The organism is Bradyrhizobium manausense (assembly GCF_018129685.1).
In the GTDB taxonomy this organism is placed as follows: Bacteria; Pseudomonadota; Alphaproteobacteria; order Rhizobiales; family Xanthobacteraceae; genus Bradyrhizobium; species Bradyrhizobium manausense_D.
The window spans coordinates 41,026-61,006 of record NZ_JAFCLG010000016.1 but is presented as its reverse complement, the minus strand read 5'-3'; the positions used below and the strand labels follow the sequence as shown (position 1 = coordinate 61,006).

17 protein-coding genes are annotated in these 19,981 nt (G+C 64.8%); 8 read left to right on the top strand and 9 right to left on the bottom strand.

All coding sequences use genetic code 11. The annotated features are described in order from the left end of the window. The first annotated feature begins 4 nt into the window (after positions 1–4). Positions 5–424 (top strand): DUF3052 family protein, encoded by a 420-nt coding sequence (locus tag JQ621_RS27335; RefSeq protein WP_212239043.1) that lies wholly within the window; start codon positions 5–7, stop codon positions 422–424. A 231-nt stretch (positions 425–655) separates the two neighbouring features. On the opposite strand, the gene JQ621_RS27330 is transcribed toward JQ621_RS27335, so the two are convergent. The 3 genes from JQ621_RS27330 to JQ621_RS27320 form a co-directional block, all read right to left on the bottom strand. Next, complete coding sequence (locus tag JQ621_RS27330) at positions 656–985, bottom strand: hypothetical protein (protein WP_312015451.1); 330 nt, start codon at positions 983–985, stop codon at positions 656–658. Between the two features lie 93 nt (positions 986–1,078). After that, positions 1,079–2,557, bottom strand: a complete 1,479-nt coding sequence (locus JQ621_RS27325; RefSeq protein ID WP_212239040.1) for a hypothetical protein — start codon at positions 2,555–2,557, stop codon at positions 1,079–1,081. Further along, a complete protein-coding gene (locus JQ621_RS27320; RefSeq protein WP_212239036.1) occupies positions 2,554–4,044 on the bottom strand; it encodes a hypothetical protein in 1,491 nt (496 codons plus the stop codon). Before JQ621_RS27320 ends, JQ621_RS27325 begins: the two co-directional genes overlap by 4 nt. A 659-nt stretch (positions 4,045–4,703) precedes the next feature. Here JQ621_RS27320 and JQ621_RS27315 point away from each other — a divergent pair. Further along, positions 4,704–4,868, top strand: coding sequence for a Flp family type IVb pilin (locus JQ621_RS27315; RefSeq protein ID WP_194466236.1), 165 nt, complete (start codon positions 4,704–4,706; stop codon positions 4,866–4,868). Between the two features lie 326 nt (positions 4,869–5,194). Here JQ621_RS27315 and JQ621_RS27310 read toward each other — a convergent pair whose 3' ends face one another. Further along, positions 5,195–6,178: a phosphatase PAP2 family protein gene (locus tag JQ621_RS27310; RefSeq protein ID WP_212239033.1), complete on the bottom strand. Its 984-nt coding sequence runs from the start codon at positions 6,176–6,178 to the stop codon at positions 5,195–5,197. Positions 6,179–6,440: 262 nt separating this feature from the next. Between JQ621_RS27310 and JQ621_RS27305 the strand changes: the two genes are divergently transcribed. Further along, positions 6,441–7,121, top strand: coding sequence for a helix-turn-helix domain-containing protein (locus JQ621_RS27305; RefSeq protein WP_212239242.1), 681 nt, complete (start codon positions 6,441–6,443; stop codon positions 7,119–7,121). A 153-nt stretch (positions 7,122–7,274) separates the two neighbouring features. On the opposite strand, the gene pyk is transcribed toward JQ621_RS27305, so the two are convergent. Then, positions 7,275–8,711 (bottom strand): pyruvate kinase, encoded by a 1,437-nt coding sequence (gene pyk / locus JQ621_RS27300; RefSeq protein WP_212239030.1) that lies wholly within the window; start codon positions 8,709–8,711, stop codon positions 7,275–7,277. After that, positions 8,708–9,307, bottom strand: coding sequence for a DUF1036 domain-containing protein (locus JQ621_RS27295; protein ID WP_212239027.1), 600 nt, complete (start codon positions 9,305–9,307; stop codon positions 8,708–8,710). Before JQ621_RS27295 ends, pyk begins: the two co-directional genes overlap by 4 nt. Positions 9,308–9,473: 166 nt before the next feature. Here JQ621_RS27295 and JQ621_RS27290 point away from each other — a divergent pair, with 166 nt between their 5' ends. After that, positions 9,474–9,779, top strand: coding sequence for a DUF1244 domain-containing protein (locus JQ621_RS27290; RefSeq protein WP_212239025.1), 306 nt, complete (start codon positions 9,474–9,476; stop codon positions 9,777–9,779). A 188-nt stretch (positions 9,780–9,967) separates the two neighbouring features. Then, complete coding sequence (locus tag JQ621_RS27285) at positions 9,968–10,240, top strand: DUF2312 domain-containing protein (RefSeq protein WP_008546273.1); 273 nt, start codon at positions 9,968–9,970, stop codon at positions 10,238–10,240. 140 nt (positions 10,241–10,380) lie between these two features. Here the strand turns inward: JQ621_RS27285 and JQ621_RS27280 are convergent, their stop codons facing one another. The 3 genes from JQ621_RS27280 to JQ621_RS27270 all read right to left on the bottom strand — a co-directional run bounded on the left by JQ621_RS27280 (position 10,381) and on the right by JQ621_RS27270 (position 16,370). Further along, positions 10,381–11,997, bottom strand: coding sequence for a peptidoglycan L,D-endopeptidase MepK (locus tag JQ621_RS27280; RefSeq protein WP_212239022.1), 1,617 nt, complete (start codon positions 11,995–11,997; stop codon positions 10,381–10,383). Positions 11,998–12,271: 274 nt separating this feature from the next. After that, positions 12,272–14,527, bottom strand: coding sequence for a L,D-transpeptidase family protein (locus tag JQ621_RS27275; protein ID WP_212239019.1), 2,256 nt, complete (start codon positions 14,525–14,527; stop codon positions 12,272–12,274). 346 nt (positions 14,528–14,873) lie between these two features. Beyond that, the gene (locus JQ621_RS27270) at positions 14,874–16,370 is read right to left on the bottom strand and encodes a sigma-54-dependent transcriptional regulator (protein ID WP_212239016.1); all 1,497 of its coding nucleotides are present in this window, start codon (positions 16,368–16,370) and stop codon (positions 14,874–14,876) included. Positions 16,371–16,497: 127 nt separating this feature from the next. Between JQ621_RS27270 and JQ621_RS27265 the strand changes: the two genes are divergently transcribed. The 3 genes from JQ621_RS27265 (at position 16,498) to JQ621_RS27255 (ending at position 19,966) form a co-directional block, all read left to right on the top strand. Then, complete coding sequence (locus JQ621_RS27265; protein WP_212239013.1) at positions 16,498–18,408, top strand: M3 family oligoendopeptidase; 1,911 nt, start codon at positions 16,498–16,500, stop codon at positions 18,406–18,408. Between the two features lie 137 nt (positions 18,409–18,545). After that, positions 18,546–18,698 carry an aa3-type cytochrome c oxidase subunit IV gene (locus tag JQ621_RS27260; RefSeq protein ID WP_008136857.1) on the top strand — a complete coding sequence of 51 codons (153 nt, stop codon included), beginning with the start codon at positions 18,546–18,548 and terminating at the stop codon, positions 18,696–18,698. Positions 18,699–18,835: 137 nt separating this feature from the next. Then, positions 18,836–19,966: a Re/Si-specific NAD(P)(+) transhydrogenase subunit alpha gene (locus JQ621_RS27255; RefSeq protein WP_212239010.1), complete on the top strand. Its 1,131-nt coding sequence runs from the start codon at positions 18,836–18,838 to the stop codon at positions 19,964–19,966. Positions 19,967–19,981: the final 15 nt, after the last annotated feature.

Below are 19,981 nucleotides of genomic sequence, written 5' to 3'. Positions count from 1 at the left end.
TCTCATGGCCGGTACTCCCGGCAAACCAATCGTGCAAAAGCTCGGCATCAAGCCGGGCTTTTGTATTTTTGTGGACGGTCTTTCGATGGCCTATCGCCACGTCGTCGGCGAGCTCCCTGACGGCGTCAGGCTCGCCAAGACCACCAAGCCGCCGCTCGACATGGTCCATCTCTTCGCAGCCGAGGCCAAAGGCCTCGCCGCGAAGCTCAGCCTCTATCGCAAGGCGATTGCGCCTGAAGGCATGATCTGGGTGTCGTGGCCGAAGAAGGCCTCCGGCGTCGCGACCGACGTGACGGAAGCGCTGGTGCGCGAGACCGCGCTCGCCAATGGCCTCGTTGATATCAAGATCTGCGCGGTCAACGAGACCTGGTCCGGCCTGAAGCTCGTGATCCCCGTGAAGGATCGCGCGAAGCCAGCGAAATAACGCCGCTCCGCTAGCGCTCTTGTTTGATGCTACCATCTCGCCGCGTGCTCGAAGGCGGGAGGGAAGTGCGCGCTATCCACAACCTCTGTCATTGCGAGCTCAGCGAAGCAATCCAGAATCTTTCGACGGAGGGATTCTGGATTGCTTCGTCGCATCAGCGCAAAATTGCTACGCAATTTTGTCGCGAGCTCCTCGCAATGACGTGGATGGAGTTTCAGCTTGCCATCGCCTTTAAGAGGCCAGACGAAGCCAGACATCCTTGCTCGCCAGCGTACCGTCGGGCGTGGCGATCTCCAAGTCCACCACGTGCAGGGAGTGGTGTCCGTAGACATATTTCAAATGCCATATCAGCCCGAGGTCCGGCGTGATGACGAAATCGTCGAGCCCGTCGGTGATCGCTCGCACCGCCTCCCTGTGCGCCAGCGGCGCCGAAAACATCGCCTCGATCAGATGGGCGAGACTCATGCCTTCGACCAGCATCATGCGCGCGACGTCGTCACCGTGGACGTGGCGCAGCGCCGAGACGATGGCAGCGATGGCGTCCGGATTTTTCAATGACACGGAACCGCGAGCCTCCGCCTTTATGATGCCGGAGGCGGATCGATCTGCGCAAGCCTGTCTCTCAACGGCGCAGCGGAGCAGGCAGTGTAGTTGCTATCCGCCGGAGGAAGGCGTCACAGCCTGGTCGTCCCGCGCATGCACCACCGCGATCTCGTCCGCATACACCCGCTTCCAGCCCTTGATATGGTCCAGGACCTGTGCCGCCGGTGAATCCGGCGTCAGCAGCGTTGCGTCGATCCTGTTATCGTCGAGCATGCGCAAGAGGCCTGAGACGTCGCGGCCGTCTTCGGCGGCGAAATAGTCCATCAGGAACTTTTCCCCGTAGAGCTCGGACCTGCCGTCGACGTAAGGCCTGATGTCGCGAACGATGAGGTAGCCACCGAAGCCGTAGGAATTGAAGATGCGCGCGGCCTTGCGTTCGGTCAGCACATTCACCGCCGCGACCGGCGTCTGCGCCGTGGAGAATGCGAAGGTGTGATGGGCCGCAAAGGTCGCGGTTGCGCTCGCGGTCGCGAGCACGATCGCCACCGCGGCCAGCGCCGCCGGAGCGCCGGGCGCCATCCGCAGCCCGCGCGGCGCATCGCAGGCCGGTTTGAACCAGCCGCTCAGCGGCTGCGCCAGCACCAGGGGCACGAGCACGCCGAATGTCTCGATGCTGCGGACATGCGCCATTGCCATCCAGGTCGTGCCGAGGATCAGCAGCACGCGCGGCGGCGACAGCGTCAGGCCGCGCGTGAGCCCCAGGCCGAGCAGCCCGAGCAGCGCACCCGCGAACGGGCTGAATGAGCTGAAATCGGCGGGACGCCATTCGGCGATGACGGAGAACGACTTGCCGAGGCTGAGGATGCGCGCGGCGCCGAGCAGGGTATCCAGTCCATAGGGCGTGCAGCAACTCGCCGCCAGCGCACCAAGGCCGAACGCGGCCCATCGCATCGCGAGCGCCAGCCGGCGCGGTGCGGGCGCACGCCAGAGCGCCTCCAGGCCGATCGCGCCAACAAGGGCGAGCCCGAGCACGAAGCCGCCGTGAAGGTTGGCCCACAGCGCGATCAGCGGCAGCAGCATGAAGGACGGCGCGCGGCCGCGATCGGCCGCCGCCATCAGGGCGCCGCTCCAGGCCACCATGACCGGCAGCGCCAGCACATGCGGACGGGCCAGCAGGTGCGGCGCGGCCAGCGTGATCGCCAGCAGGCAGAACACCAGCGCGTAAGGAAGATCGAGATGCCGTTGCAGGAAGGCGAGCAACACTCCCATCGCCAGCGCGATCGCGGCCGCGGTCAGCACGACGGGCCCGCCCCATCCCCACCAGGAATAAGCGGTCGCGAACAACACCTGCGACAGCCACGACGTCGAGAGCCAGACCTCGCCTTGGCGCGTCAGCGAATAAAGATCGGTCCAGGGAACCGTGCGATGATCGAGGATCCAGTCGCCGACCTTGATCTGCCAGAGCGTATCGGGATCGTGCAGCAGGCTGTCGCCGCTGACCAGCAGCAACAGAAAACTCGCGGCCGCGACGGACAGCGGCGCCAGATTGCGCTGGGCGCGCGCGATCGGAACGCTGGCGGCGATGCTCATGGTTTGGCCGGCGTTTCCGCGCCTGCCTCGCCATCCCGCACGTGGATCACGGCGATATCGTCGCCGTAGAGCCGCTTCCAGCCCTTGATGTGATCGAGCACCTGGGCGGCGGGGCTGTCGGCGACCAGCAGCGTCGCGTCGATCTTGTACTCTTCGAGCAGGCGCGTCAGGTTATCGAGCTTCTTGACCTCGATCGCTTTGAAGAAATCCATCACGAATTTCTCGCCATAGAGCTCGGCGCGGCCGTCGACGAAGACGGGGATGTCGCGCGAGATCAGATAGCCGCCGAACTGATAGGCGTTGAAGATGCGCTGCGCCTTGCGCTGCTGCAGCAGGTCGACGGCGGCGACCGGCGTCTGATCCATCGTGAAGGTGAAGCGATGATGCGACATGTAGATCGAGGTCGAGGTCCAGGCCGCGGCGGCGATCATCAGCGCGCCGGTCATGGTGACATAGCGCGCCGGCCAGCCCTCGGTGGCTTGCGCGCCGGTCTGCGGCAGCGGAGACTTTTCCCCGAGCGGCTTGGCCAGCACCAGCGGCACCAGGAAGGCAAAAGCCTCGATGCTCCTGACATGGGTCAGCCCCATCCAGGTGAACAGCAGGATCAGCAGGATGCGCGGCGGTGACAGCGTCAGGCCGCGAAACAGGCCGATCGCGATCAGGCCGAGGATTGCGCCTTCGAAGGCGGACAACGAGGCGAAATTCGCCGGCATCCATTCCGAGATGACCGACAGCAGCTCGCCCAGATTGAGGATGTTGGTCGCGCCCAGCAGCGTACGCCAGCCATAGGGCGTGACGCAGGCAGATGCCATCGCGGCGACGCCGAACACGAACCAGCGCGACAGCAGCCGAACCTGCTTGCCGGAATCGAGCGTCCAGATCGCTTCCAGCGCCATCGGGCCGATCAGCGCAAGGCCGAGCACGAAGCCGCCATGCAGGTTCGCCCACAGCGACATCAGCGGCAGCCAAACCCAGGACGGCGTCACCTTGCGGTCGGCCGCGTCCATCAGCACGCCGACCCATGCGATCATCACCGGCAGCGCCAGGATGTGCGGCCGCGCCAGGATGTGGTGCAGCGACAGCAGCACCGCCAGCATCGCGAACAGCACCGAGCGCGGAATTTCCAGATGCGCATCGAGCAGATGGACGAAGATCGCAGCCGAGGCCGCGATCGCAAGCGCGGTGAGGATCACCGGCCCCGCCCAGTCGAAATGTGCGTAGGAGACGGCGTACAAGATCTGCGACAACCACGAGGTCGAGATCCAGGGCTCGCCCGTCCGCGTGAAGGAGTAGATGTCGATATAGGGCAGGGCGTGGTGATCGAGGATCCATTGTCCGATCTTGATCTGCCAGAACGAGTCGGAGTCCTGAAGCAGCGTGTCGCCGATCGTGAGGAAGAAGAGATAGGCGCCCGCGCCGACACACAGCGGCACCAGCGCCCGCGCGCGGCCCTGCACTGTGATGCTGTTGGTGAAGGAAAGGGACATGCCGCCTCGTCTTGTTCTTGTCGGATCTGCCGAGCGGGCGGGATTGGACCACAGCGGTCATAACTTCCAGTAAATCGCGGGGATTGGGGCGTGATGAACTCGATCAGCGCCCCGACGGAAGTATTTCCCCCACAAGTGGGCAGGGCAATCGCATGTGGTTGCATGATGCGGCGGCATTGGCAGTCGGCTCCCTCTCCCGCCTGCGGGAGAGGGTTGGGGAGAGGGTGTCTCCGCAACGGGACAATCCCCAAGAGGAAAGAACCCTCACCCGCCACGCTCTGCGAGCGTGGCGGCCTCTCCCGCAAGCGGGAGAGGCGGAGCAAGCCCGCAGACAATCCCAGTGAAATCCATATGCGATTGCCCTGCACAAGGGGGGAGGAACGGAGAGAGCGATGTGGTCGATCGAACTTCATTCGGCCTCCGCTCATCACGCTCTCAAGCGTTGTCGAGCGAAGTGCGACTTCACGTCCCCACAATTTAACCGGTTGTTTTAGATTTCGGTTTACCATCGCCGAATACATGCAACCCGTTCCATGTTTACGCAGTCGAATTAACTGCGGCGCAAGTCTTTGCCCTTACGTTCGGTTCCATGGTCAGGCGGCGCTGGGAAGCCCAAGAGACCAGACCATTGAAGCCTCGTGTACCTTTTGGAGCAGTCTATGAAGAACCTCGTTTCGCGTTTCGTGAAGGACGAATCCGGCGCAACCGCCATTGAATACGGCCTGATCGCTGCCGGCATCGCGCTGGCGATCATCACCGTCGTCAACAACCTCGGCACCACGCTGAACACCAAGTTCGGCTCGATCTCGTCCAGCCTCAAGTAAGCTGAGACGATCCCAGAGTTCTGAGAGCCCCGTCCTCGGACGGGGCTCTTTTTGTTTGGGGCGCAGGGTATTGGGAAGGTCGCGCATCATGACCGTCACCCCCGCGCAACGGCGAAGCCGTTGTCGCTGGAGGTGGCCGCTTCTTCAGCGACCCTCGAAGGGCGACGGCCCGGCTGCATCTCGGCCGTTCATCCTTCGAGGCGCCCGGCGCGATGCCCTGCATCGCGGCACTCGCACCTCAGGATGACGGAATTGACGACCTTGGTGGTTGAGCGAGCTGTGGATGTGATTGATAGCAGTGAGACGCGCGATCTACTGCGCGCTGCTTATTCCGCGAGGCTGGGCTGCCAAGTCGCGGATGGTGCGGGCGCCGCCGTAACTCGCGCCGTCCGGCTCATCCACGCCAGATACGCCGTCGCGGCCCAGATCGAAGCTGCCGCCAGCGCAATGCCGCCGGCAACATCGATGATGTAATGCGCGCCGATCACAGGCGTTGCCGTGATCATCAACAGGTTGAGCGCAGCCGCGATGCCGCCGAGACGCCGCACCGGCCATAGCGCCCACATGTAGAGCACGGCGGATGCGGCGTGAAAGCTCGGAAACGAGACGATGCCGGAGAGCTTGAACAATTGCAGCTCGTGCAGGCTGCCGTCGCGCAGCGCCAGGATGTCGCGCAGCTGTCCGGCGTAGACAGCGGTATTGATGTCCGGGAAATGCGCAGCCGGCAATCCCAGTCCGTAATAGGTGCCGATCGCCGGCACCAGCGCCGAGATTGCGATGGTGATTGCGAGTGCAAGGCTCATCGCGAGCATGAACAATTGCAGCCGTACGTAACGCGCCGTCAGCGCCAGCACGACGGGGATGCCGAGCAGCGGCCATTTGATCAGGCCGTAACCGCGCGAGAGGACGTCCGCGAGCCAGGGATGATCGTTGACGAAGCGCGCGATCGGCTCGGGATCCAATCCGAGCGCGCGATCGATCGCGAGCAGCGCCTGGTCCTGGAGTGGGAAGCCCGAGATGCCGGCGACATAGCTGAGCGGCCCGACGAGGGCGCAGAGGATGATGACCTGGCCGATCGTGCCCAGCGAGAAGATCAGCTTCGGATCGGCGCCATCGCCCTTGGCGACGTGGTGGCGATAGGCGACGGTGACGAAGGACATGGCGATCGCGAGTGTGATGCCGTAGGCGACCGGCTCGAGCCTGAGGCCGGTGACGGAGAGGCCGAGCGCCAGCAGGCTGCCCATCGCTGCGATGGGAAGCCAGTTCAACTGATAGAGCTGCCAGGCGGTTTTGGCGTCCGTGTCGACCATGCTGCACCGGGTTGGATCGCAACCACACTCGGCGAGCGGCTTTAAAGCCACGGTAAGAATCGTCGTCAGCAGTTTACCAATCGATTCCCTGCAATTTGAGCTGACTGCAATGCAGCATCGCGCGTGTGACGCATCGCGCATTTGCATCTTGTCATCCCCCCTGAATAGTTGTTCAGTCCTTGCGGGACGATTTGCAGCGTATTCAGTGACGAAGCGTTCGGCCGCGGGCGTGCGGCAGGCGTGGTGGGACAGGAAGCGCGCCATGGTTTATCGGCGGACGCATCAAGTGGTTAAGCGCCTTGCGGCGCGGCGCAGCGCCATCCTGGCGGCGGCAAGGGAAGCCGCGGCCGAAGGCGGCATGGCGGCGGTGCAGATCGCACCGGTCGCTATCAGGGCCAATGTGGCGGCCGGCACCGTCTATCGTTACTTCCCGTCCAAGGCCGAGCTGATCTCCGAACTGATTTCCGAGGTCTCCCGCGACGAGCTCGCGGCGATCAGGCGGGCGGCCGATGCCGCGCCGGGACCATCCTCGGCGCTGGCTGCGGCCGTGACCACCGTGGCCGTCCATACCCTGTCGCAGCGCCGGCTGGCCTGGGGCATCCTGGCCGAGCCTGTCGATGTCGATGTCAGCGCCTCGCGCCTGGCCAGCCGCCGCGAGATCGCGGGCGAGATGGCGGCCCGGATCGACGCGGCCGTGCGCGCCGGCCATCTGCCGGCACAGGACACGGCGCTGGCGGCAACCGCGCTGCTCGGCGCGCTCCATGAGGCCCTGGTCGGGCCGCTGGCGCCGGACAATCTGGAAGATCCCGCCAAGATGCGCGATGCGGTGCAGACCGTGACGCTGCTGGCGCTGCGCGCCGTAGGCGTCATGGACGCCCGCGCCCGCGGTCTGGTGGTGCAGCAGACGTTGCTGCCGACGGCCAAGGCGCTGGTCGGGGCTTAAAAGAGCTGCTTGCCGTGGGGAGCAAGGCCTGGTCGCGTCCAGGCCGTTGCCTGAGCATGCCTTTTCGCAAGATCCGCGCAAAAGCAGCCGGACGGGCCGGCTACTGTGCATGGGGTTGTTTTCGCTGGTTTGGTTCGCCTGATGGCGACCGCCTCACATATTCGCGTCGCCCTCGGGGCCGACCGAGGCGATGCGCACCATGTTGGTGGTGCCGGGAATGCCGAGCGGCACGCCGGCGACGATGATCACGCGCTGGCCGGCGCGGACGAAGCCGTCGCGGAAGGCGATCTGGCCGGCGCGGTTCACCATGTCGTCCTGGTCGCGGGCATCTTCCGCCACCACGCAATGCACGCCCCACACCACTGCGAGCCGGCGTCCGGCCTGGATGTTCGGCGTGATCGCCACGATCGGCGGCTTCGGCCGCTCGCGCGCCACGCGCACCGCGGTCGAGCCGGAGCTGGTCCAGCAGATCAGGGCGGGCAGGTCGAGCGTCTCGGCGATCTGCCGCGCGGCGTCGGCGATGGCGTCGCCCGCGGTGGCTTCCGGCGCGGGACGCTGGGCCGTCAACACGGAGCGGTAGATCGGGTCGCGCTCCACTTCCTCGCCGATGCGGTTCATGGTCGAGACCGCCTCGACCGGGAATTTGCCCGCCGCCGATTCCGCCGACAGCATGATCGCGTCGGCGCCCTCATAGACGGCGGTGGCGACGTCGGAGACTTCGGCGCGGGTCGGCACCGGCGACTGGATCATCGATTCCAGCATCTGGGTCGCGACCACCACCGGCTTGCCGGCGCGGCGCGCCATGCGCGTCATTTGCTTCTGAAGGCTCGGCACGCGCTCCAGCGGCAGCTCGACGCCGAGGTCGCCGCGCGCGACCATCAGCGCGTCGGAGGCGTCGATGATGTCGGCGAGACGATCGATCGCCTGCGGCTTCTCGATCTTGGCCATGACGGCGGCGCGGCCGCGGATCATCTTCTTGGCTTCGATCACGTCGTCGGCGCGCTGCACGAAGGACAGCGCGATCCAGTCGACGCCGGTGACGAGGGCAGCCTCGAGGTCGGCGCGGTCCTTTGGCGTCATCGCCGAGACCGGCAGGTCGGTATCGGGCAGGCTGACGCCCTTGCGGTCACTCATCTTGCCGCCAACCACCACGCGCGTCACCGCATGCTCCTTCGTGGTCTCCTCCGCGATCAGCCGCACCTTGCCGTCGTCGAGCAGCAGCGCGTGGCCGGGCCGCAGCGCTGCCAGAATCTCCGGATGGGGAAGGTTGACGCGGGTGGCGTCGCCCGGCGTCTTGTCGGAATCGAGCGTGAAGGTCTGCCCGTTCTGCAGCTGGACCGCACCTTCCGCGAACGCACCGAGCCGGAGCTTGGGACCCTGCAGGTCGACCAGGATGCCGATCGGCCGGCCGTAGCTCGACTCGACATTGCGGATCGTCGCCACCAGCTCCCGCATCTTGTCATGCGGGGTGTGGCTCATGTTGATGCGGAACACGTCGGCGCCAGCCTCGAATAGGCGACGGATCATCGCGAGGTCCGAAGAGGCAGGTCCAAGGGTCGCGAGAATCTTGATACGGCGAAGACGCCTCATGGCTTATTTCCAGACGGTGGCGAAGGGGCTGGCGCAAGGCCAGGTGCGGCGGGGGGCGTACCACCGGGCGGACTATTGGGCAAACCCGGAACGCCGCCGCCAGGGCCAACAGGGCCCGGCATGCCGGGGACACGTTGCTGCGAAGACGGCTGCTCGTTGGTATCGGTGAGCTGCACCGTCCAGGCCCGCTGCTCGCCGGTGTCGACCTCGAAATAGCCGGTCCGGTCATAGCCGCGCGCGAGGCAGTCCTCGGTGCCGCGGATGGTGAATTCCTTGTCGCGCGAGCACATGAAGGCCTGCCCCGACCATTCACCGCCGCGGTCATAATCGATCGCGTAGATGTAATAGTAACGGGCGACCAGCGTTCCCCGCAGCAGGGTCTCGCAGGAGCGGGACGAGATGTTCCACCAGCCTTCCGTGGTCCAGCCGTCGGCGTCCTTGTAGCCGAGCGCGATGCCGACCCGGCTCGACGTGTTGTTGCAGAGCCGGAAATCGGCCGAGGCCGGGCTGGACCAGAAGCACAGCAAGCCAACCGCCAGCACCGGGACCAACCGGGCGAGCAGGCGAAGGGGGAAGCGGGGAGATTCGGCGATCATTGTCGCGGAACGTATACCAGATGATTGACGATTTGGCGTAGGGCCCGGGAACTGCACTATTGTCGGCCCGGCCGCCCTTTGCGCCGCGATATGGCAAAATCTGTGACAGGACCCCACCTGATCCCGTAAGGGTGACAACGATCGAGACAAGCCGAGAGGTCCAGCCATGGCAATCGACGACAAAACCAGAACGGAGCTCGAAGCGGCCGCTTTCCGGCGCTTGGTCGATCACCTGAGGACGCGGACCGACGTCCAGAACATCGATCTGATGAATCTGGCCGGCTTCTGCCGCAACTGCCTGTCGAACTGGCTCAAGGACGCTGCGGATGCGCGAGGTGTGAGCTTGAGCAAGGACGAGAGCCGCGAGGCCGTCTACGGCATGCCCTATGAGACCTGGAAGGCGAAGCACCAGGGCACGGCGAGCCCCGAACAGCTAGACGCCATGAAGAAGGTCCATCCCCACAATCACTAGGAATCGCGGTGCGCTGAGTCGCGCCGTACAACAGCTTTCTTCGCTCTCCCGCAGGAAGGTGTGGGCGCGCTGTGGACGAACGCGATGCTTGCTTGAACGCTGGGGGTACGGACCCTAAGGGTGTGCCAGCACGCGCGGTGAGGATGCCGGCGTCACCTCGTTTTGCCAGTTCCATTGGGAGTACCAAGATGGCCACCTCCGCCGCCGTCCGCGACGACGAGCCCGCGACGAAATTTGCCAAGGACCAGCTCAAATCCATCATCGAGCGCATCGAGCGGCTGGAGGAAGAGAAGAAGGCGATCTCCGACGACATCCGCGACGTCTATGCCGAGAGCAAGGGCAACGGCTACGACGTCAAGGCGTTGCGCACCATCGTGCGCCTGCGCAAGCAGGACCCCAACGAGCGCGCCGAGGCCGAGACGATTCTCGAGACCTACATGCAGGCACTGGGAATGATCTGAGGCGCTTGCGCCTTCGGCGTTGCTGCCGTAGCCGGGATGGAGCGGAAGCGAAATCCGGGTCTCGCGCAGCATGCGGCTCCCGGATTGTGCCGCGCTCCATCCGGGCTACAAGACTCAATTCTTGGAAATAGCCGTTGGCCTCAGCGCAGCGCAGCAGTGCGCATGACGAACGACGTCGTCTCGAGCTTCGCCGTGGCGCTGCCCGAGAAGCTGTCGCAGGACAGGCCTTGCATCGGATCGTCGGTGAAGCCCATCGCAACCACCGCCGGCGGCTTGACGAAATAACCGCGCAGCGCTGCCATATCGAGCTCGCCCATCAGCGTCACCGACATCGCGCGGCTGGCGCTCGGCGACAGCATCACGATCTTGAGCCAGATGCTCTCACCCTTGGCCGCGGAGAGGCGGGTCGCGGTTGCGATCATGCCATCGGTGCTCTTTCCGACCACGGTGCTGATCTCGGTGGCCGGTGCGGCGTTGCGGGCCGCGGACGCCGGACGCACGCCGCGCGGGACCGGCGCGGAAGCGGCGACGACGCGGGAGCGGTCGACGGGCGATGCGGAAGCAGGTGCAAAGGCCAGTGCCTGATAGGCAGCGTTTGAGATGCTCGCAGTCGGCTGCGGATCAGTGGCCGCGGCAAGCGCCTGGCGCGCCCTGAGGGCTGCGACCTGGGCCGGGGTCGCCTGCTGCGAGGCAGCCGGAGCATCCCAGAAGCCGCGGGCATTGATGATGTCGGCCGGGGATTCCAACTTGCCGGCTGCGGGCTTATCGGCCACCGGCTCCGGCTTCGGCCTGGGCGGCGCCACGAGCTGGGCGTCGGCCGAGGCGAGCTGAATCGCGGTGGTGACAGACGGCTTGGCACGTGGCGTCGGCACCGGATCGGCGGGTTTGGCAGCGGCGGCGACCACCGTCGGCGCGACGGGCTTGGCGGTCGGGGCCGGAGCGCCCTCGTCATCCTCGTCGCTGCTGGCTGCCGGGGCCTGCTTGCCCTTGAACAGGGCGGCGAAGAAGCCAGGTTTGCTGGCGCCGTCGTCGCCATCGCCGCGCCGCTCGATCTCGGCCTTGGCGAGCTCATAGCCCTTCAGCGGCACGCCATCGGTCGGCAGATGCACCGTCTTTCCATCAGGGAAGACGCGGGCGAGCTGGTCATGCGTCATGCGCGGCCAGTGCCGGATGCTGCCGGTATCCAGATGCACGAAGGGCGAACCGGAGGTCGGGTAGAAGCCGACGCCGCCACGCTGCAGGCGCAGGCCCGCGAAGCGGATCTGCTCCAGCGGCACGCCCGGAATGTAGAAGTCCATGGCATGGCCCAGCATGTGCTGGCTGAAGCGCGCCACGCCCGAGGAGCGGCGGCGGAGCATGGCGTTGGTGGCGGGGGAGCGATAGGAGGAGATGATCTGGATCGGCTGCTTGCCGTCGACGTCGCGGTAGACTTCCCAGAGGATGTCGAACAGGTGACGGTCCATCACCGTTTCGTCCTGGGTACGCCAGTCGCGCAGGAAGTGGTTGAGCGTCTTCAGCGCGGATTCGTCGTAGCGACCATCGCGCTTGAAGGTGACGGTGAGGTCTTCGCCGGAATGGGTATGGTGGAAAGAAAGGGTCTTGGTTTCGTTCAGCGCGGCAGCGTTATGAACCGAGCCGGCAGCCGCAAGCAGCACCAGCGAGGCGAGGCCGATCCGAGATCCGACCTTCACGCCCGCATGGGACAACGACAACGCAGCAAATTGGCGTGCGAAACCAGCCAGCACGTATGAGCCCACCCAATCGACGAGCGTTCAAAATGGACTCTCCCGCCGACCCCGTTAGCGCGCGAAAGAGGGTGAACGCTTTCTTAAAGCGAGAAGGTTAATCGCAACTTACCTTCCCGCCCCCAAAACCACGTCAGACTACAATCCTAACCGGCCGAGTGTGGCGAAAAAACGCCCACCGCCTGAAATCGGGTGGAGGATGGTTAACGTTAAGCGGCCCCATCCGGAGGATGGGGCCGCTGGTTTCATTGAAGAATTTCAGGCTGTGAGGCGCCGGTGTCGGTGCTCAGCGGGTAAACACCCGCTGCGGCTTGCGGCCGACCGGGGCCGGTGGCTGGGCAGGGGCCCCACCGCCGAACAGGCGTTCGAAGAAGTTCGGACCCGATGAGCCGAAGCCGCCGCCATTATTGGCGATCGCGACGCCGGAGGGCAGCGTCGTTGCCGGGCGCGAGTAGCTCGGCTGCGAGTGGGCGACGACGTTCTCGAGGTCCTTGCCGCGGCCGTTCTTCAGGATGTTGATCATGGTCGCGTCGCGGCCATAGACGTCCTTGCGGAACTGCAGCTTGCCGCCATCGTCCACGAAAGCAGTCTGGTAGGTGATGTTTACCGGGATCGGGGTCGGGAATTTCAGGTCGATCTCACCCGAGCCGTACATGCCGCGAATGCGCTCCGGCGTGTACTTCTCGTTCGGCATGGCGATGTTGAGCAGCACGGAGGCGTACTGATCCGGGTTCTGCACGCGCATGCAGCCGTGGCTGAAGGCGCGCTCCTCCTTGGCGAACAGGTACTTGTCCGGCGTGTCGTGCTGATAGACCAGGAATTTGTTCGGGAAGTTGAAGCGGATGCGCCCGAGCGCGTTGGCTTCGCCGGGCGGCTGGGAGATGTGCACCGAGCCGTCGCGGTTCTGCTCGAGCTTCAGGCCCATGCGCTGAAGCACGGTCGGGTCCTGCTGCAGCGCAGGCAGATATTCGCCATAGACGATCGACGGCGGCACGTTCCAGGTCGGGTTGACCGTGATGTACTTCATCGTCTCGGTCAGAAGGGGCGTCGCGTGCTGGCCCGGCTTGCCGGTGACGACGCGGGTGGTCCAGACCTGCTGGCCGCGCTGCATCACCTTCAACGTGTAGTCGGGAATGTTGAGGATGACATAGGCATCGCCGAGCGAGGGAACGCCGAGATCGCGCGGCAGCCAGCGCCAGCGCTCCATGTTCACCAGCACCGTGTCGATCTGCTTGTCGCGCTTCGGGCTGTTCAGCGCCTTGACGGTCTGCGCGTCGAGCACGCCGGTCGCCTTCATCTCGGCGCCGTCCTGGAACTTGCGGACGGCTTCGGCGACCGTTGCGTCATAGTGGTCGTCGCTGGCGTTCTCGGTGATGCCGAGCTTGGCGCGGAGCTGCGGCACGCGCGGATCCTGCACCACGATTTCAGCCTGCTTCTTGCCCTTGGCGGGCGTGTACTTGAGCGCGGGGCCGTCGGCGATCTCGATCACCGGACCATCGCCCTGACCGCGGAGCTTGGCGAGTTGCGCCTTCAGCTCCTTGTAGAGCTTCTGCGGTGGGTTGTAGCTGTCGAGCGCAGCCGAGGCGTCGGCCGCCGTCGTCACCTTGGCGAGCACTTCGCTCGGATCGACCGGATGCTCGGGATAGAGGATGTCGGCGCTGACCTGCGACCAGTGCATGCGGCCGCTCTGCGCCTGGCGCGCATAGTCGAGCATGCTGGCGGTGAGCTTCAGCTCGGCGTCGGCGAGCGCGTCGGGCGTCGTGGCGGCGGCGAAGTCCGGCACAGGATAGTCGGCGGGATTGAGACCGTCGGAAGCCGCATCTTTCAGCCGGGCGATCACGCCCTTGGCCGCAGCGGTCAGGCTGCCGGCTTGAGTCCAGACCGGCGCGAAGTCGCGGGCGCCGTAAAACTTCTCAACGGCCGCGCGCTCGTTCTTGCGGTCGAAATGGCGCGAGGTCTTGGCGCCGATGATGTCCTTGATCTTGTCGGCGACCGGCTGGTCGGCGGCGGGAACATTGCTCGCGGCCTTCACGGGCTCAGAAGCCTGGGGCGCTGCTGCCGCCGCGGGTGCCGTGGGAGCGGACGCCGGTGCTGCCGCGGTGTCGGCTTTGGCGGGCTCAGATTTGGCGGGCTCGGTGCGTGCGGGCTCCGTCTTGGCCGTTTCGCTCTTCGGCGCCTCGGTGGCGGGCGTCGTGGCGACGTCGGCAGGCTTGGTGTCGACTTTCCCGGGGGCCGGTGCGGCTTCAGCTTTCACCGGCTGCTTCGCCGTTTCCGAGGCCGCATCCTTTGCCGCATCCTTGGAGGAGTCCTTGGGAGCGTCCTGGACGGTGGCGGTGGTGTCGAGCTTGATGTCGGCGGCGGTCGGGGGCGGGACGTTTGCAGGCTCGGGGCGCGGGATCGCGGCTTCGATCGCGAGCTCGGCGGCACTGCTGCGCGCCTGATCCTGTGCCAGCGCCGAGCCGGCCGATACCGTGAGGAAGGTCGCCGCGACCGCCGTCAAAACGCGGTCAAAGCCTGCACGGTGGTTCAAACAGTCACGCATTGTGTCGCACCCCTCGGGTGAACTGTCCCTCGTGGAACAGCTTTCGTTATCGCCTAATTGAGCTTCGGCTAAATCGCGCCGGCCTCTTGAAAGTTGCACGCCTGCACGCAACGATTCCTACGCAGACGATATACAGGCCCCGCTTTTGCAGCCAGCGCTACCCCGGGAAACTCACGACAAACTGACTTCAAGACAGCGCGTTTGCAACGGATTGTGCAGCCTGACCACGCGCTTTTCCGCTGTCTGTCACTTCCAAGTCACGGTTTTGGCCGGCGCCGAATTTTGTCTTGATTCAACGGGTTGCGAGCGCCTCATCGAAGCCCGCGAGCCTCTTTTCGCATGAGGTTCAGTGCGTCTCCTCGCCGCTTTTTCCGCCATGGCCGGGAACCCCGGCTTCGTCGAGTTTGCGGTAGAGCGTGGACCTGCCGATCTTGAGACGACGCGCCACCTCGGACATCTGTCCGCGGTAGTGCGAGATGGCGAAGCGGATGATCTCGTTCTCCATCTCCTCGAGCGGACGGACATCGCCGGTTGCGGTCAACATCGAGAGGGATCCTGTCGAGGCCAGCGGCGCGATCGGTATTTCGCTACCTGATACCACCGAGGGGGCTACGATCGGCTCAATCATCAGCGGAGCGGTCGGAATCTCGCTTGCGGAATGCGGATGCGACGCCAGCAGTGGGAAATCGTCGAGACCGAGCTGGTCGCCCTCGCTCATCACCACCGCGCGGTAAACCGCGTTTTCGAGTTGGCGGATGTTGCCGGGCCAATCAAGCTGGGCGAGATGCGCCACGGCCTCGCCCTTGATGCCGGAGATCGAGCGGTTCTCCTCGGCGGCAAAGCGCGCCAGGAAATGCCGCAGCAGATGCGGGATGTCTTCGCGCCGGGACTTGAGCGAGGGTATCGTCAGCGGCAGCACGTGCAGGCGATAGAACAGATCTTCGCGGAAATGGCCCTGCTTGACCCGTTCCAGCAGCCTGCGATTGGTCGCAGAGATGATGCGGACGTCAACCTTCACGGGCTTGCGGCCGCCGACAGCTTCGACCGCACCTTCCTGGAGCGCGCGGAGCAGCTTGACCTGCGCAGTCAGCGGCAGCTCGCTGACCTCGTCGAGAAAGAGCGTGCCGCCGTGGGCCTCGAGGAACTTGCCGATGTGTCTGTCAGTGGCGCCGGTGAACGCGCCCTTCTCGTGGCCGAACAGGATGGACTCGACGAGATTGTCGGGGATCGCGCCGCAATTGACCGCGACGAAGGGCTTTGCCTTGCGTTCGCCGCTGCCGTGGATGGCGCGCGCGAACATCTCTTTGCCGACTCCGGACTCGCCCTCGATCAGCACGGGGATCGAGGAGTTTGCCGCCTTTTGCGCCGCCCGCATCACGCCCGTCATCGCCTCGGCGCGCGTGATGATGTCGGAGAAGGTCAGCCGGCCCTCGCGGCTGTGACGGATGCGCTGCAATTCGCCCTTGAGCGCGGAGGTGTTGAGCGCGTTGCGCAAGGAGACCTGGAGCCGCTCCAGGCCGACCGGCTTGACCACGAAATCGGCCGCACCGGCGCGCATCGCCGAGATCACATTGTCTATGCCGCCATGGGCGGTCTGCACGATGACGGGCACGTTCAGGCCCGCCTCGCGGATTTTCGCCAGCACGCCCATGCCGTCGAGGCCGGGCATCACGAGATCGAGGATCACGGCGTCGACAGCGGGTGCGTCGGGGGCGGTGAGGGCTGATATCGCGGCGTCGCCGGACTCAACGACGATCGTCTCATAGCCGCATTTCTGCACCATGTTCTCGACCAGGCGGCGGGCTACGGCGTCGTCGTCGGCGATCAAAATACTGGCAGCCATGGTGCTCCCCGCACGCTACTACTATCTGTCTCGAATCGGGTCACTCTGGCCGAAGCCGATTAACGCACTCTTAAACCTTGCTGCCCCCGCCCGCCGCAGCGATTGTTGAACACAGGTTTCCCACACAATGAATTCGCGCTCCAAAGCTGCCGTCCGCAAGCCAGCCACCAAGACATCCGCCACCAAGAAGTCGGCTACCAAGGCAAAACCCTCCGCCAAGTCTTCGCTTGCCAAGTCTTCGCTCGCAAAGCCTGCCAGCAAGACGGGCAAGCTTCCCGAGTGGAACCTCGCCGATCTCTATTCCGGCATCGACGCACCGGAAGTGGCGCGCGATCTTGCAACCATGGATGCCGATTGCGTCGCGTTCGAGACGGACTACAAGGGCAAGCTTGCAACAGGCACAGCAAACGAAGATGGCGGAAAATGGCTCGCGGAAGCCGTGCGTCGCTATGAAGCGATCGACGATCTCGCCGGCCGGCTCGGCTCCTATGCCGGTCTCGTTCATGCCGGCGACAGCGTGGACCCTGCGATTTCAAAGTTTTACGGCGACGTCTCCGAGCGACTGACGGCGGCGTCGACGCATCTGTTGTTCTTCGCGCTCGAGCTCAACCGCGTCGATGACGATATTTTGACTCGCGCGATGCAGACGCCAGAACTCGCGCACTACCGTCCGTGGATCGAGGATCTGCGCAAGGAGAAGCCGTACCAGCTCGAGGACAAGCTGGAGCAGCTGTTCCTGGAGAAGGCGCAGACCGGTTACTCCGCCTTCAACCGGCTGTTCGACCAGACCATCTCCAGCCTGCGCTTCAAGGTCGGTTCGAAGGAGCTCGCGATCGAGCCGACGCTCAATTTTCTGCAGGATCGCGACGGCGCCAAGCGCAAGGCTGCGGCGGAAGCGCTCGCCAAGACGTTCAAGGCCAACGAGCGCACCTTTGCGCTGATCACGAACACGCTGGCCAAGGACAAGGACATTTCGGACCGCTGGCGCGGCTTCAAGGATGTCGCCGATTCCCGCCATCTGAACAACCGCGTCGAGCGCGAGGTGGTGGATGCGCTGGTTGCCTCCGTGCGTGCGGCCTATCCAAGACTGTCGCATCGTTATTATGCGCTGAAGGCGAAATGGTTCGGCAAGAAGCGGCTCGCTTATTGGGACCGCAACGCGCCGCTGCCATTCGCCGCGACCGATGTTATCGGCTGGCCCGATGCGCGCAACATGGTGCTGACGGCCTATCGCGGCTTCTCGCCCAAGATGGCCGACATCGCCGAGCGCTTCTTCACGGACCGCTGGATTGATGCGCCGGTGCGTCCGGGCAAGGCGCCGGGCGCCTTCTCGCATCCGACCACGCCGTCGGCCCACCCCTATGTGCTGATGAACTACCAGGGCAAGCCGCGCGACGTGATGACCCTCGCGCACGAACTCGGCCACGGGGTGCACCAGGTGCTAGCCGCCAGGAACGGCGCGCTGATGGCGCCGACGCCGCTGACGCTGGCCGAGACGGCCAGCGTATTTGGCGAGATGCTGACCTTCCGGCGGCTGCTGGCGCAGACCAAGAGCGCGAAGCAGCGCCAGGCGCTGCTCGCCGGCAAGGTCGAGGACATGATCAATACCGTCGTGCGGCAAATTGCTTTCTATTCGTTCGAGCGCGCGGTCCACACCGAGCGCAAGAACGGCGAGCTCACCGCGACGCGGCTCGGCGAGCTCTGGCTGTCGGTGCAGGGCGAAAGCCTGGGGCCGGCGATCGAGATCAAGGCGGGCTACGAGAATTACTGGATGTATATCCCGCACTTCATCCACTCGCCGTTCTATGTTTACGCCTATGCCTTCGGCGATTGCCTCGTGAACTCGCTCTATGCCGTCTACGAGAACGCGGCCGAGGGCTTTGCCGAGCGTTATCTCGACATGCTCGCCGCCGGCGGCACCAAGCACTATTCGGAGCTGCTGCGCCCGTTCGGACTCGATGCCAAGGACCCGAAATTCTGGGACGGCGGGCTCTCGGTGATCGCCGCTATGATCGACGAGCTGGAGTCCATGGGCTGAGGCGGAATTGGCTTCCCTAACTGATTGGAAATCCAAATGAACCGATTTGCGGGAAAACGGCGCCTCGGTGCCGTTGCCCTGCCCGAAGGTTTAAGGTATCCCAGCCGAAGAATTCGACTTGCGACTGGGGACAATCCATGGCGGACCATAGCGAAGTGGCGTACACCACGGCCGACGGCAACGACTACGTTGCCCACGAGCAGACCTATGAAGGCTTCATCAAGCTGGTGAAGTACGGCACGGCCTCGGTCGCGCTCATCGTCATCCTGATGGCGATCTTCCTGACATGATCCATCGTCTGTTGCACCGCCATCGTCGTCGGTGCTCATAAAAATTGCATTCAAGCCGGTGCCAAAACCGGTATCCAACGTTGCGGGAGTGACGCTAAGTTCGCGTGCGCGCTTTGTCCCGCGTCGCCGGAGGGCCTATGAAGATCGCCGTTGCCAAGGAAATCGATCCGTCTGAGCCGCGTGTTGCCGCTTCGCCTGATACGGTGAAGAAGTTCAAGGCGCTGGGCGCGGAGATCGCCGTCGAGCCGGGTGCCGGCATCAAGTCAGGCCTGCCGGATTCCGAATTCACCGCGGTGGGTGCCACGGTCAGCGCCGATGCGCTGAAGGACGCGGACATTATCATCAAGGTGAGGCGTCCCGAGGCTTCCGAGCTTTCGCAGTACAAGCGCGGCGCACTCGTCATCGCCATCATGGATCCCTATGGCAACGAGGCCGCGCTGAAGACGATCGCCGATGCCGGGGTGTCTGCCTTCGCGATGGAATTGATGCCGCGCATCACGCGCGCACAGGTGATGGACGTACTGTCCTCGCAGGCGAACCTTGCCGGCTATCGCGCCGTGATCGAAGGCGCCGAGGCCTTCGGCCGCGCCTTCCCGATGATGATGACGGCGGCCGGCACCGTACCGGCGGCGAAGGTGTTCGTGATGGGCGTCGGCGTTGCCGGCCTCCAGGCGATCGCGACCGCGCGGCGCCTGGGCGCCGTCGTCACCGCGACCGACGTGCGGCCCGCCACGAAGGAGCAGGTCGAATCGCTCGGCGCAAAATTCCTCGCCGTCGAGGACGAGGAGTTCAAGAACGCGCAGACCGCCGGCGGCTACGCCAAGGAAATGTCGAAGGAATATCAGGCCAAGCAGGCCGCGCTCACCGCCGAGCACATCAAGAAGCAGGACATCGTCATCACCACCGCGCTGATCCCGGGCCGGCCCGCCCCGAAGCTCGTCAGCGCCGAGATGGTCAAGTCGATGAAGCCGGGTTCGGTGCTGGTCGATCTCGCCGTCGAGCGCGGCGGCAATGTCGAGGGCGCGAGGCCCGGCGAGGTCGTCGATCTCGATGGCATCAAGATCGTCGGCTACACCAATGTCGCCGGCCGCGTCGCGGCCTCGGCCTCCAGCCTCTACGCACGCAATTTGTTCTCCTTCATCGAGACCATGGTCGACAAGAAAGAGAAGAAGCTCGCCGTCAACTGGGACGACGAACTCGTCAAGGCCACTGCGCTGACCAGGGACGGCGCCGTGATCCACCCGAACTTCCAGCCCAAGTCAGCTTAATCGGGCGTAAGGAGA